At 45.6% G+C, this 13,294-nt stretch carries 14 protein-coding genes; 2 read left to right on the top strand and 12 right to left on the bottom strand.

Annotation, left to right across the window (positions count from 1 at the left end; translation table 11 throughout):
• Nucleotides 1–35: 35 nt before the first annotated feature.
• From NYE70_RS04655 to NYE70_RS04610, 10 genes are all read right to left on the bottom strand, one after another.
• Complete coding sequence (locus NYE70_RS04655; RefSeq protein WP_341045172.1) at nt 36–743, bottom strand: DNA alkylation repair protein; 708 nt, start codon at nt 741–743, stop codon at nt 36–38.
• Between the two features lie 107 nt (nt 744–850).
• Nucleotides 851–1,645: an SDR family NAD(P)-dependent oxidoreductase gene (locus NYE70_RS04650; RefSeq protein WP_341045170.1), complete on the bottom strand. Its 795-nt coding sequence runs from the start codon at nt 1,643–1,645 to the stop codon at nt 851–853.
• Nucleotides 1,646–1,779: 134 nt separating this feature from the next.
• Nucleotides 1,780–2,790, bottom strand: coding sequence for a helix-turn-helix domain-containing protein (locus NYE70_RS04645; RefSeq protein WP_341045169.1), 1,011 nt, complete (start codon nt 2,788–2,790; stop codon nt 1,780–1,782).
• A gap of 87 nt (nt 2,791–2,877) precedes the next feature.
• Nucleotides 2,878–3,036 (bottom strand): hypothetical protein, encoded by a 159-nt coding sequence (locus tag NYE70_RS04640; protein ID WP_341045168.1) that lies wholly within the window; start codon nt 3,034–3,036, stop codon nt 2,878–2,880.
• A 107-nt stretch (nt 3,037–3,143) separates the two neighbouring features.
• The gene (locus NYE70_RS04635; RefSeq protein ID WP_341045167.1) at nt 3,144–3,854 is read right to left on the bottom strand and encodes an alpha/beta hydrolase; all 711 of its coding nucleotides are present in this window, start codon (nt 3,852–3,854) and stop codon (nt 3,144–3,146) included.
• Between the two features lie 17 nt (nt 3,855–3,871).
• Nucleotides 3,872–4,741: an SPL family radical SAM protein gene (locus NYE70_RS04630; RefSeq protein ID WP_341045166.1), complete on the bottom strand. Its 870-nt coding sequence runs from the start codon at nt 4,739–4,741 to the stop codon at nt 3,872–3,874.
• 205 nt (nt 4,742–4,946) lie between these two features.
• On the bottom strand, nt 4,947–5,477 hold the full coding sequence (locus tag NYE70_RS04625) for a DinB family protein (RefSeq protein WP_341045164.1): 531 nt from the start codon (nt 5,475–5,477) through the stop codon (nt 4,947–4,949).
• 69 nt (nt 5,478–5,546) lie between these two features.
• On the bottom strand, nt 5,547–6,494 hold the full coding sequence (locus NYE70_RS04620) for a helix-turn-helix transcriptional regulator (protein WP_341045162.1): 948 nt from the start codon (nt 6,492–6,494) through the stop codon (nt 5,547–5,549).
• A 24-nt stretch (nt 6,495–6,518) separates the two neighbouring features.
• The gene (locus NYE70_RS04615) at nt 6,519–7,847 is read right to left on the bottom strand and encodes a sensor histidine kinase (RefSeq protein WP_341045160.1); all 1,329 of its coding nucleotides are present in this window, start codon (nt 7,845–7,847) and stop codon (nt 6,519–6,521) included.
• A 1-nt stretch (nt 7,848) separates the two neighbouring features.
• Complete coding sequence (locus NYE70_RS04610; protein WP_341045158.1) at nt 7,849–8,535, bottom strand: response regulator transcription factor; 687 nt, start codon at nt 8,533–8,535, stop codon at nt 7,849–7,851.
• A gap of 207 nt (nt 8,536–8,742) precedes the next feature.
• On the opposite strand from NYE70_RS04610, the gene NYE70_RS04605 reads away from it, so the two are divergent.
• A complete protein-coding gene (locus NYE70_RS04605) occupies nt 8,743–9,777 on the top strand; it encodes a DJ-1/PfpI family protein (RefSeq protein ID WP_341045157.1) in 1,035 nt (344 codons plus the stop codon).
• Between the two features lie 34 nt (nt 9,778–9,811).
• On the top strand, nt 9,812–10,438 hold the full coding sequence (locus NYE70_RS04600) for a DUF2306 domain-containing protein (RefSeq protein WP_341045156.1): 627 nt from the start codon (nt 9,812–9,814) through the stop codon (nt 10,436–10,438).
• 134 nt (nt 10,439–10,572) lie between these two features.
• Here NYE70_RS04600 and NYE70_RS04595 read toward each other — a convergent pair whose 3' ends face one another.
• Nucleotides 10,573–11,487 carry a tyrosine-type recombinase/integrase gene (locus NYE70_RS04595; RefSeq protein ID WP_341045155.1) on the bottom strand — a complete coding sequence of 305 codons (915 nt, stop codon included), beginning with the start codon at nt 11,485–11,487 and terminating at the stop codon, nt 10,573–10,575.
• A 370-nt stretch (nt 11,488–11,857) separates the two neighbouring features.
• Entirely contained in the window at nt 11,858–13,093 is a 1,236-nt protein-coding gene (locus NYE70_RS04590) for a hypothetical protein (RefSeq protein WP_341045154.1), read from the bottom strand.
• Between the last annotated feature and the right edge of the window lie 201 nt (nt 13,094–13,294).

Raw genomic sequence — 13,294 nt, 5'->3', positions numbered from 1 at the left:
AAACAACAGCCGGTCGTTATGACCGGCTGCTGATTTTAACATCTTACATGTCTCCGTTTGAAACCCAGTTGCTGTTTGTCTACTGCTTTTTGAATGTTGTCGGAAGCATTTAGGAATTTACTTTTCGATTTATCCTTGTTGACTTCGACAGGGCCGACTGCTTTTGCCGTCTCGACGGCCTGATCGTGCAGCGGCATATAGGAAACCGCCACGGTGTAAATAAAGTTATTCATCGCATATTTGGTTCGCTCAGGAGCATCGTGAATCCGGCTTTTCACCATGTCGAGCATCGCGGAAATTTTATCTTCGGCAAATTCGCTGTCAGGCCGGTTGCCCAAAAGCCAGCAATAACAACTCCAACCCCCGGACATCCTCAGCTCTTCCCCGCTCGCGATCCATTTATCGGCTACTTCTTGGGCAATATCGCTTTCGGACAAGGTTACCGCAACGACATAATCGGATAACATATAAAAATACGCCGCATCCATCCAACGATCATAATCGTCTTCCGTCATGGCTTTGGGGTCGGCAATGATCCCGGCAAAGTACATGGCGTCGTAGTTGCCGGTAGCGTAAAGCTCCTCAGCTAATTGCTGATTTATTTTGGTTTTCTTGAAGATGGGTTTCATGTGACCCGTAGCCACGCCAAATAACGGTTCATGCGCCCCATTGGATAAATATATTTTCTTCGTACGTTCCTTACCAAGCGACTCAAGCTCCTGCATGACCATGTCCAAATTCATGAAATAGCACTTCCCTTAACTTTTAAATACTTTCATCCAGTTTATTATAACCCATACCGTCAAAGGAAGTATCCTTACTGAATTAATAGACACGCAGCTTGTAGTGGTCAATAAATAGTCGGTACCATGCCCCCATCCATGCGGATCGGTGAACCTTTAAATGCAGATGCATAGGGACTGCAAATAAATGCGGCTAGCCTGCCTATTTCACTAGGACGGATAAATCGCTGAATTTCGGATTGAGGCAGGTTTGAAGCCATAAACTGTTTCTCTTTTTCTGCAAAAGTCATATTGCCATCAGCAAAGATACCTTCAATGATTTGCTGTACATTTTCGGAGAGCGTCGGTCCCGGCATAATCGTATTGACGGTAACTTCCGTTCCAATTGTTAATTTGGACAAGCTCTTGGACAGAGACAACAACATGGATTTAGTCATGCAATATTGAGGCATTTGTCCCGAAGGCATTACGGCTTCTTCACTCGCAATAAAGATAATGCGGCCAAAATTATTGTTCAACATGTGAGGCAAATAATATTTTGATAACCCATTCGCCGCAAGAACATTGGTCTGGAAATATTTATTCCATACTTCATCGTCGACATCTTCATATGACATGATTTCGTATATGCCCGCATTGTTAATCAAAATATCAACACTCGGGAATTTAGCGAATAAAGCCTCTCTTTGCCCGATATCCACGATATCAGCAGCAGCATTTTGAGGATTGGTTTCCGGAAATTCCAGTTTTATTTCATTAACGGTTCGCTGCACTTCCTCCTCATTTCGCCCATTGATCAGGACATTGACCCCTTCTTTGGCGAGCTCCAAGGCAATGGCTTTACCTATTCCTTTGGATGATCCTGTAATTAACGCTGTTTTATTCTTTAATCCCATATCCATCCTGCATTTCTCCTATATCAGTAAATTTCAAAGCAGTCTTATGCTTCGGATAGGGATTATCTTACCTTGTCTGAATCATTCGGTAACTAGCGCCATACGCCAATCTTCTTGTTTAACACGCCACATTTAATAAATCAGTTTGTCCCCAAGTGCTCCGTACGCCATTGCGATGGAGTATCCCCTTCCCATAGACGAAAGGCACGGTAGAATGAGTTCTGATCTTCATACCCAACCAGGAATGCTACTTCTTTAATTTCGAGTGAGGGGTCTGCCAAATACTCCCGTGCCTGTTCATGTCTAGCCTCCGATAACAGCTGTTTGAAGCTTGTGTTCTCGTCTGTCAGCCGTCTTTGCAGCGTCCGATCGCTCATTCCGAGCTCTTTTGCGACAACCTGAATGTCAGGCCGTCCCCCCGTAAGACTGCGTTTCAGGATCCATTTAACCTTCTCCGTTATGGTGAGCGTTCGCTGTTGTTCACTAAGCGATTGATCCAGGGCGGGGGTCAATATTTCTAGCAGCTCTTCGTTATACGACTTAAAAGAAAGATTCAAATCTTTTCGATGCAATGTCAGCCGGTTACGATCGGCGCCTATGACGATATCACAACCAAAGAATTCCTCCAGAGCCTGGACATCGCCCATGGAATTTGTAAATTCAACGCACTTTGCTGTCAATTGTTCCCCCGTTCCCCTTCGCCCTAGCTCCAGCAAAAATGCCAGCGTGATACCAACCAGTAAAGGCGGACCAGATTGATCGGGATTTAGCCACTCCAGCTCAATGGTGCAATTCTCTGCTTCTTCGGTAATTCGCAAGCTTTCGGGAGGACACAATCGCTTGTACCTTTCCATTCGATAAAGAGCATCGCGGTAATCACGAGCGTGGTAAGTCGCTAAAACGTTGGGCGGATACTTGGACGTTTCAAAGGCGGTTGCAAGCTCAATGATTCCTCTGGCCGTGTCGCCAATGAGATCGGAATAGGCCTGCCAGATATCAAAATATTGGGCGGTGGAAACTTCCGTTTCAGTAATAATGGTCAGGGGCAGTCCCGCTTTGCGAGCTACGTCTTGAGCGGAGATCCCTAAGGTTCGCAATCCGTCCCAAAATCCTGGCGGGAATTTTATTCGTTCAAAAGGTTGAGACTTCATCTCTATATCCCTCCTTTCTTAGCAATTTCTAGAAAACAGCAGACAATTCTATTGGAGCCCATCACGCGCATTGATGTGATCTGTTCCTTAGAACAGAAGCGTCTCCGCGGGTCTAACCTCAGCAAATGAACGGAATTTATCGTTATATTCCTGAATGATTTCTGAAGCTGTCCGGTCACCTTGGTTATAGGTAGTGTTTGCGTCTTCGACGACAATGACTTCATAACCCAACTGACTTGCCCTCATACTGAAACACGGGATAATCCGGATCAAACATTCCTTCCTGTACGTCAATGACCAATAAGGCGGTGTGGTTATTCATGATCATTCTCCTTAAAATAATGGGATACAACCTACTTATCCGGGCATAGCTCATGGATTTTGGAGACGAGATCCTCTACGTTGGAATGAAAAACCTGGTTAGCGTCACTCCACGCCGAATTTAGAAAATAAGACGCGTGAAACTTCCATCCCTGATGATCCGGATTGAAATCCAGTTGAATTTCCCGTCCGGGCTTTCCGCGGAACTTCCGCGACCCCGGCTTGCGCCATCTGCCGATCCGGGTGATTTTGTCCTGCTTCTGACCGGTAATATAAGTGAATTGCTTATTGAATGAGATATCCTTCAAAAAGAATTTAGGGCTGCCTACCGCAAATACTTGAACCTCCCGAAAACCGTGCTTTTCCTCCAAGTTCAGCCCTGCCCGGTAAGCAATCACGCTGCCGGCGCTATGCCCGACCAGGATGAGTTGATCTGCGGCCGCTCCATGCTCACGAATGATTTCCACTGCGGCTTTCACCCGCCGAGATTCCTCATGGATTAGATCATACCCGACTGGAGCAAGCTGCCGTGCCAATAGACGGGATAATGAGGAACGATTAGTTCCGTCCGCCATCCCATAGGGAAAGATCATTACGATTTTGATATGGGGATATCGCTTGGCGAACTCGCCGGCAGCAGCTTCAAAGTTATTCCGATAGGTTAGTATACCGGCAACAAAAAACACTATTGTTCGGCACATATGCGTACACGTGCTTTTGGAGGATACGAAAGTCTCAATCATGATTCAAATCCCCTTAGTCATTTGAGGTCAACATCTTTCTTTTTCAAATTGTGATTTTTCGGAAAAGCTTCGTGTTTTGACACACGGATCATCTCTTGGGGGAAAAACTTCCTAAAATACTTTTCCACCCGCACATGGATATCCTTATCATTCCACTTCGTTAGTTGGTGGTTTTCAAACAGACTTGGCATCCCCAATCGCTCCGATCTTTTACCCATAGAACCGTCTCCGATATTAAGCGTATCGATCCAGATTCGATCGACGATTCCCTCCAGCGCCTTTGGGAAATCAGGCGTAAAGGGCAGCACGGGAGAGATGGCGGCCTGGGTGGTTACTCCGGCATCATGGATTTGTTTTAGCGCTTTTAACCGCAGTTGAATGCCAGGAGCATAAGGTGCAAAGATCCGCTTTATATCTTCACGGTCGGTTTCAATCGTCATGGATACCAGAACTTCACATTTTTCCGTCAGAACTGAAATTAACTCAAGATCCCTTGTAACAAGCGGACTGCGAGTCTGGATCTGGAGAAAATCGGGCGGATGTTGTATCATTTCCTCCAATACCCGCCGAGTGACCTCCGCTTTGCGCTCAATAGGTTGGTAAGGGTCCGTAGCCGATGACATGAAAATATGAACCGGTTTGCTTTTTTTACGAAGCTTGATGATTTCATTGCGGTAATTTTCTGCGGCATTGATTTTAATGTCGACCCATTCTCCCCAAGGAATATCCTTGAATTTTTGAATCGGCATTTCCCTCACATAACAATACTTGCAAGAAAATGCGCAGCCGCTGTAAGGATTTAATGAATGAGTGAAACCTACGTCCAAGTACCCCTTGGCTTCGCTCAATATTTTTTTTGAAATGATATCTTTTATCTCAATGGACATGGCATTGTTGCTCCTTGCAGCGCTAATATACTTTACTATACTCTCTAATGGGACATTTGAAAAAGGCACTGTAAAATTTAAACAAAAAAGAAGGGAAGCCCGGCTCCCTTCCTCTCTTGATTTCAGAAAATTTATTTGGTTTACATAATTATATTTCTGTTACCATTTCAATTTATTCCACTTTCAAATGTCACAAACTCAGATTTTATAAAAGCTGAGATAAACGATCCAATTGCAGCAAATGGTGCCGATAATGCATTTCGACCAGTAAAAACCACTCTTTAGCGTTTAACGCACCTAATCTGGGATGCGGGATCTTATATGCTTCAGACGCCTGACTCAAGGCAGACTCTGTACGTTTCATCCTTTCCACTACACTTCGGAGACCTTCCGCAAGCTGCTCCTTGCTCTCCGGTTGCTGCGGGGTGTATTGCGGCGAAGCCGGGACACGGATCCGAACGGGCGGAAAACTTCCAAGTTCGAATACCTCCCTGCCTTGTTCCGTCTTGATGCCCGAAACGACCACCGTTGCCTCATTTCCGGCCAAGCATTGATCAACATTATTTAGCTGCATGAATTGTGCCGATTGAATCAAATGCATATACATTTGCCCGATGGACCATTCATCTTCATCCGTTTTCCTAAGCAATTGTTCCATTTCAAGGTTATCCAGTTTAATCAAATACCGGTCCACTGTAGCTTCAAACTCATGTAATGTTTCCGCTGTGTTTCTCACTAGAACAACAACTCCTCTTTCGTCTTGGGTATAATCCCAATATAAAATAACGCTACTGACAACAGTGTGTCAGTAGCGTTTGAATATCTTTTCAGCTTCTTCCCGAACCCGGTTCCGCAGAGACTCCGGTTCTATTACCTCCACGTCCGCTCCCCATCCAAGAATAAAAGGGAGCAGCTCTTCCGACTGCCATACGCGAAAGGTGACCAAGAGTCCATCGTCCGATTCCTCTGTCATTTCCATATAAAATCTTCCGGTTTCGGCGATTTTATCGGCAATTTCGGGACTCGCCTTAAGCAGCACTTCAAGTTTACGTTCGTTTTGCGGGCGATAGTCGCGCAGATTAAATCCGGGCGGCATGGAATAGCTCTCCTCTAACACCGCAAGATCCGCCATCCGTGACAAACGGAAATGGCGGATATCTTGCCGAAGATCGCAGCGTGCGATCAAAGTCCAATTTCCCTGAACGAGCGCAAGTCCATATGGCGAGACATTCCGCCTGCTCTCCCGATTACCGTCGGGCTCAGGAATTTTTTTCAGATAGGTAAAGCTTAATTTGCGGCGATCCAGAATGGCCCGTCGCGTTTTTTCAAGATAGTCCTTTTCTTTCCGCGCGGTTACCTGTTCGCCGGCATGAAGGAGCCGCATCGTATCCCGAATGCGTACGGACTCTTTACGAATTGGCTCCGGAAGAATCGCTTCAATTTTTACTTTGGCCGTCTTGGCGATCCTATCATAATCAGAATCCAGCCGCTGCTCAATAAAATCCGCCCCCATTAACAAAGTCACCGCCTCTTCAGCCGTAAATCCTACCGGAGGCAGGAAATACCCTTCCATCAAAGAATAACCCTGACCCGGAGCCCCGACAATCGGAACCCCCGCTTCGCTAAGCGCTTGAATATCGCGGTATATCGTGCGTACGCTCGTCTCGAATCGGGCCGCCAAATCCTCTGCGCGAAGCATCTTGCTGTGCTGAAGCTCAAGCGTGATCGCGAGCTGCCGTTCCGTTTTGTTCATTTCCTTTTCCCCTATCTACCGTTATTACGGAACAGCTGCAGGGATCCAGCCCGTTAGCAGTGCTCCTCCTTCCGGATGGTTACTTGCGGCAAGATCCCCTCCGTGCATTCTTACAATTCGCTGTGAAATCGTTAAACCAAGCCCGCTCCCCCCGGTCGAACGATTTCTGGATTGTTCACCGCGATATAGCGGTTCAAACACATGCTGCATCTCCTCTTCAGTGAAGCCAGGCCCCGTATCCCTGATCTTAAACAGTACTTTATCTTCCTCCAAATAACAATCCATTTCAATTTTCCCATAGATGGGGGTATATCTTACAGCATTATCTAAGAGGTTGTTCATGGCACGTTCCAACAAGTGCGGATCACCTTTAAGGGAACATACGCCCTGGGAGCCCAATGAAATCGTAATTTGCTTTTGTTCGGCTTGCAGGCTCAAGCTATCTATCGATTTTCGAAATATTAGATTTAAATCCAAAGTCTCTGTGATCAGTTTTGATTCCAAATATTCCATCTTTGAAAAGGTGAACAATTCCTCCACCAACCGGTCCAATTGCGCCGATTTTTCTTTGCAAACCGCCAAATACTTATTCATTTTCTCCGGGGACTGAGCCACGCCTTGCTCCAAGCCATCCAGGTAACCCCTCAATGCGAACAACGGTGTCCGTAAATCATGCGCTACAGCCGAAATCACGAAGCGTCGTTGCTCTTCCAGCTCCACTTGCTTTTGATTGGATTGACGGAGTCCCATAACCATCAACTCAAATCCGTCTCGCACCTCAGCAATTTCTGTGATTTTGGTCGATGGCAGCTGCACATCCAAATCTCCAGTTGCAATTTGTCTTGCGGCATAGCCCATCTTTTCGAGGGGCTTAAGAAGAAATCTGCGCATCTCAAATCCAACTATAAAGAAAGCTAACAGCAGCCCGGTTATCGCAGCAATCATTTGAACCGTTCTTGTCTTCGGCAGATAAATGACAACCTCGCCAAGCTTACGACCGTCCTCCAGAATCGATAATCGTTCAATCGGCGCAGAAGCGTCCATGCCCTTCAAAGCGGACCGAAAAATCACCTGACCCGAAGCATCCAGGATCACAGCTTCCATCTCCGTTTCGCGCAATTTGATTTGCAATTGGTCAATCCATTGAGGATCGTTCCATTTGCCAGCACCCGCTTCGATCAGTTGAGTCGTCTCGGTCAACTGTTCTTGTATTAGCTCATTATGCGCCTGACTTCTTGAAAAGCCGAGCGTATTTGTTTCCATAAAATTAGAGATTACGAAGAATATCCAGGGCGCTGATAGGATGAAAAAGAAACAAAGCAAGGTAAAAGTACGAATGCGCAATGTTCTCATCTCATCCTCCCTCAAAACGATACCCGATACCCCATACATTGACCAGATATTGCGGTTGGTTCGGATCCCCTTCAATCTTTTCGCGAAGCCGGCTTAAATGAACCCGAATCGTGTGTCTGTCGCCGACTCCGTCCCAGAACTTCGCAAGCAGCTGATCATATGTAAAAACTTGTCTGGGGTGTTCAGCAAATAAGCGCAGCAGTTCATATTCTTTCGGTGTAAGTACGACGTTGTTACCTTCTACAAAAACCTCTCTCGCGGTAAGGTTTAGTTTGATACGGCCATAATCCAATATTTGCTCTGCCTTTGGCTCCCCGGTACCGGCGCGCCGCAAAACAGCCTTTACTCTAGCAACGATCTCTCCAGGTGAAGCGGTTTTAACAATATAATCATCACCGCCGAGCGTCAATCCTCGAATCTTGTCTACATCATCACTGCGGGCACTCAAGAAAAGTATAGGGACATCGCTCTCCGCACGAATCCGGCGGCATAACTCAAACCCGTTTTGTCCAGGCATCATAATGTCCAGAACAATGCAATGAATCGGCTCGCTCTGAAATGCGTTCCAGGCCTGCTCAGCATCACAAGCAGTAATTACTTGAAAATAATCGTTCTCCAAAAAGTCTCTCAGCAGCTCGACGATACTTTGGTCATCGTCTACCACCAGGATCGTATGTAATGAACTCATGAACATCCCACCTTGCATCCTAATATACCATTTTTTTCGCATCAGCAAGCATGACCGTATGTTTTGTGATGAGTTGTTTATAGTTTTGTGACCTTTTCCTAGCTTCGTTTGAGATGTTCCGTTGTTAAGATTGATCCAGTTGAGTCGGAATGTCAACGTACCGGGTTAAACATCTACCTGCAAAAAATGAGTTTAGGAGGATAAATCATGATATCGGTTCAAGTCGTACTCTTTGATGGATTCGACCTATTGGATGCCATTGCGCCTTATGAGGTGTTTTGTGCAGCGACTTTGTTTACGGAAAACACGTTAAACGTGGAATTGGTCACCGCCGAAGGGCCAAGATTCGTGACTAGCGGCATTAACGGATTAAAAGTTGAAGCGCACGGCAAGTTGAACCCGGAACTTGCAGGGATTATTGTCGTCCCCGGAGCTTCCGGACAAATAGATGGACACGGACCTGCTTCGGTCCCGTCGATTCTGGGAGCAGCTGCGAATTCGGATCTTACCGGACTGATGGAGCGAGCCCTGGGAAGGAACGATGTTTTAGTCGCCACGGTATGCGGCGGCTCCCTGGTGTTAGCCATGGGAGGGTTATTGGAAGGCAGATCGGCGGTCACGAATCATCTGGGCATGGATTTGCTTGGAGCAACAGGTGCCATTCCCGTCTCAGCGCGTGTAGTGGACGACGGCAATCTGGTTACCGGCGGCGGAGTTACTTCAGGGCTCGATGTCGCGTTGTATCTTCTGGAACGTGAGCTCGGACCTCGAATCGCCCACGCGGTTGAGCAATTGTTTGAATTTGAGCGGAGAGGAACGGTCTGGCGGGCGATGGGAATGGCGCCAAACACTCAAATGACACCCGCGGATGAGAGTGCGAACATCCCCTCTATTCACGATGATTCCCTGAACAGCAAAGCTACTTTTGCCTCCGTCTTTGATGGCGATTGGGATACGACGATCGTAACGCCGGTCGGAAAGTTAGAAGTCAGACTTTCGATTTCAACGAATGACGGGATCATCCAGGGTTCGGCAACCCAAGGAAACGATAAAATTCCTTTCATAAATCCCGTACTTCTTAAGGATAAGCTGGCCTGGAATCTGCGAGTTACAAAACCGTTACGCTTAAATCTTAAATTCGAAGTATCCGCGGACGGTGAACTTATGACCGGAGTCGCAAAAGCGGGCTTGCTGCCTGCATCCAAATTAACGGGCAAACGCATTTCAGGGGCGTCATCCTGATTAGGTCAAAGCCCCAAGGAGTGATTACTTACCTATGAAAAAACGGAAATGGTTATACGGAGCATTGGCGGGTATCAGTTTTATATTTATCGTGTACGCCTTGGCGGATAACTTTATCTTTGATCCCGAGGCTAAACAATTTCTAAGTCATAAAACCGGACTCAGGCGCGAACTTAAACCCGCGGTCTGGTTAAATGTGATGCGTATTCATGTGGCCTTAGCCTGTATCGCGATGGCAACGGGACTGATTAACTTTTTAAAGCGAGTACGTGATCGCAGTATTTTAGTTCATCGCATTAACGGTTATGTCTATCTGATATCCGTTCTTGTCGTCGTATTGACATCCGGATACATGGCGCCTTACGCCACAGGAGGAAAAATAGCAAGCATCGGATTCAACGCGATCAATATGATATGGCTGATCATCACTGCTACAGCGCTAGTTCAAATCAAAAAAAAGCGGATACAAGCTCACCGGAACTGGATGGTTCGCAGTTATGCCTTTTGTTTTACGAATCTGTCGATTCATCTCGTCACCGCTCTGTTTCATCAGGGCTTTGGATTTCAATACGTCACCGGTTACACCATAGGCGTTTATGGCACTATAGCGTTATTATTGGCAATTCCGGAAGTGATCCTCAGAAAGTTAGAACCAGCATGACACTAGCCCGCTCTTTAGAGCGGGCTAGATTTTTGAATTCCCGATTACCTATGAAGTCGACATGAATATAACGGATTTCGGGTCTTCCAATGACTGAATCGGAAACGGCTGCCTTTCAAGGGCAGCCGTTCCATTTATATCACGGGTATCTCTATCGTAGTCATCGCGCTCCGCTTCTGCTCGTCATTGATATGCGTATAAATCATAGTCGTTTCGATCGATGCATGGCCAAGTAGCTCTTTGACGACGCGGATATCCACATTATTATTCAGCAGCATCGTAGCAAAGGAGTGCCTCAGCTTATGACAAGAAAGTCTCATATCGGTCATTTGCGGATGATCCTGCTTAAACGCATCGAAGACTTGAGCGGCGATCTTCTGAATCTGACGGATCGATAGCCTTCTTCCTTTTTGGGACACGAAAAATGCTTCTTCTTTGGAGCTATAAGGCTGAATTCGTTCCTCCGCCACTTTTACAAGTACCTCTACAACCATTTCCGGCAACGGAATCTCATTCCACTTGCGCCCTTTTCCCAACACTTCGAGCGATCCCTTTTCCTTCTTAAAGTGAGAAAGATTCAATCGATGTACTTCCCCCACCCGTAAACCGCAATACCCCATCAACAGGAAAATAGCCAAGTTCCGATCCCGAAAGCGCCCCTCCACATAAGTGAGCACTTTCTTTAGTTCCTGCTCTTCCAAGTAGACGGGTATCTTGTTTTTCTCGGTCTTGGATTTCTTCACCTCTAAAGCGGGGTTTCTTGTTGCAAGCTCAAAATCGATCAACGACGTGTAAAACGACCGGATGGCGGACAGCGTTCTGTTCCTCGTTCGATCTCCGGCCGATTCCTGTTTGGATACCAGAAAACTGACAACATGTAACTTACCAGCCTGCTGCACCGGAAGTTCATCTAATGATGATAGATAATCGAATACTTCCCTCTTATATTCTTTTCTAGTGGCCTCGGTATAACCGGACTGCTTCATCCAAATCGTAAAAGCCTGAATCGGCTCGGAGTAGATTTCTTCGATGTCATATTTATTCGTCAACGCAATCCCTCGCTATTTTATGTATAATATGCTAGATTCTAGCACTAAACTTAATAGGCAAGTAGCCATTCGCCTTTAAACAAATCGCTTAGAATTGAAAGTGCGCAAAATACGTGTTTGGCGTACTTATTTTAGCACATATGTTCCCTGAAGGAAACATTGCTTGGCAGGCTGGCTAAAGCCTAAACAGAAAACCCGCGCCCCGCGATACACAATCTGCTATGTACTAGAAAAAGACTATCCCGATTGGTATAACAAAAAAATGCTCACGGCACATTTAAGGGATTTTCAAGTCACATACGAAAATAGAGCACTCGAAGTTATCTCGAGTGCTCTATTTTTCTGCTGTCACAGTCTTATGTTCCTGTAGCTAATTACTTTTCTTCCATACATCAACTACTGCTCTTACAAGTCTTTTTGCAGTATCTGCTCGAAAAGGCATGACATGGCCGTGATACATATAGTAGATTAAATAGCTGTCATGAGTTTCATAGCCGCCTTTTATCCATTCTTCTCTATTCGGAAGATAGCCCGTGCAGCCATTGGTATACCCATTGAAAAATAAAAGTGGATTGTCTGTTTGTTCCGTAACCGCAAGCGAAAGCTCACAGAAAATCTCATCTGGCACACCACACAGGCTGCCCTCATTCAACAATAGAAAATGGATGCTACGGTTCTGCGTTTGAGTGGTTATCCCGGCGTTTCTTAACTGTTCACATTCACTAAGCCAACCCGTCGCATTCAAGCCTGATTTTTCCGCAATTTGTCTTGCTTCATCAACTTCTGGAACATCAGAGTACATTTGAATCTCTGTTTCCACCATATGCAAACGTGTTATTTTTTTTGGGGTAAATCGAAGTTTTGTCGCAGATTGCAGAAGCTCATCTGCTATGCGATCAACATCGGATGTAGTGCCGCCATCAATTTTATCAACACCAACAGGCTTAATGTTTCCTGCAGCACCTTGTATCATCATAATTGGACAACCGTAGTGTTCTGCAATTTTTTCCCGCGTCGCACCGAAATAGTCGCTTGAAAGTTTGTTACTATGGCTCATTAAGATATTGGCATGAGCACAAACCCGTAATAGCATTACAATCGATTTTTGAGTAGTAGCATTAACAATTTGCAATGCTCCAAGGCGCTTATCAACAACGCTGCACCCATCCCGCCGGTTTTCACCTATATCTGTTTCGCCAACTGCCCAGGAGACGAGGCATGGCTGTAAATTTACTATCGCATTTGTTATACAGGAAATCACTCTATCACATAAGAGCGAATAATACTTTTGTCCATTAAGCGGCGACAAAGGATCAGGTGCCGAGTGGGTATGGGAAAAATTGAGCATAACATTAGTGGCAGTAGTGCCCAATGCTTCCGCAACCCTTTCCCGCAATTCATTTGATAAAGCTGTTGTAAAGCCTAAGCTATCTATGGCAATCAAGCAATAGCGGTCATTTTGATGTTCAAACAGTACTATTTGTGCTTTCAATGGATAATGAATACCGTTTACTTTGTTCTTCTCACGCGAACGGCCAATCATTTCTACAGGAAAATCCGGGGTAATATCCGTCTGCGAAAAAGCAGCTCTATAGTTATAGTTCATTTAGCTTTTCTCCTTGATTTGAATTTTGGAAAAAGCCATGAGTAGGACAAAATTTATCGTTTCATGCACCTTGTCCTATTGGCTATGCATGAAACGGTTACAATCAATAGTTTCATATGCTTCCCTCGTTCGTTGAAATTGTATTCTTAAAGTTAATTATATAATAGTTTGTTAAGAGGGACTATCCGAAAAGAATGGTTT

This window comes from Paenibacillus sp. FSL R5-0407 (assembly GCF_038009185.1).
Classification (GTDB): Bacteria; Bacillota; Bacilli; order Paenibacillales; family Paenibacillaceae; genus Fontibacillus; species Fontibacillus vini.
The sequence above is the reverse complement of the archived record's forward strand: the minus strand, read 5'-3'. Positions and strand labels throughout refer to the sequence as shown.

What these genes read in the sequence shown, in the direction of transcription:
- NYE70_RS04655 (WP_341045172.1), bottom strand. Translation starts at nt 743, where the DNA reads ATGAATTTGGACATGGTCATGCAGGAGCTTGAGTCGCTTGGTAAGGAA.
- NYE70_RS04650 (WP_341045170.1), bottom strand. Translation starts at nt 1,645, where the DNA reads ATGGATATGGGATTAAAGAATAAAACAGCGTTAATTACAGGATCATCC.
- NYE70_RS04645 (WP_341045169.1), bottom strand. Translation starts at nt 2,790, where the DNA reads ATGAAGTCTCAACCTTTTGAACGAATAAAATTCCCGCCAGGATTTTGG.
- NYE70_RS04640 (WP_341045168.1), bottom strand. Translation starts at nt 3,036, where the DNA reads ATGAGGGCAAGTCAGTTGGGTTATGAAGTCATTGTCGTCGAAGACGCA.
- NYE70_RS04635 (WP_341045167.1), bottom strand. Translation starts at nt 3,854, where the DNA reads ATGATTGAGACTTTCGTATCCTCCAAAAGCACGTGTACGCATATGTGC.
- NYE70_RS04630 (WP_341045166.1), bottom strand. Translation starts at nt 4,741, where the DNA reads ATGTCCATTGAGATAAAAGATATCATTTCAAAAAAAATATTGAGCGAA.
- NYE70_RS04620 (WP_341045162.1), bottom strand. Translation starts at nt 6,494, where the DNA reads ATGAACAAAACGGAACGGCAGCTCGCGATCACGCTTGAGCTTCAGCAC.
- NYE70_RS04615 (WP_341045160.1), bottom strand. Translation starts at nt 7,847, where the DNA reads ATGAGAACATTGCGCATTCGTACTTTTACCTTGCTTTGTTTCTTTTTC.
- NYE70_RS04610 (WP_341045158.1), bottom strand. Translation starts at nt 8,535, where the DNA reads ATGAGTTCATTACATACGATCCTGGTGGTAGACGATGACCAAAGTATC.
- NYE70_RS04605 (WP_341045157.1), top strand. Translation starts at nt 8,743, where the DNA reads ATGATATCGGTTCAAGTCGTACTCTTTGATGGATTCGACCTATTGGAT.
- NYE70_RS04600 (WP_341045156.1), top strand. Translation starts at nt 9,812, where the DNA reads ATGAAAAAACGGAAATGGTTATACGGAGCATTGGCGGGTATCAGTTTT.
- NYE70_RS04590 (WP_341045154.1), bottom strand. Translation starts at nt 13,093, where the DNA reads ATGAACTATAACTATAGAGCTGCTTTTTCGCAGACGGATATTACCCCG.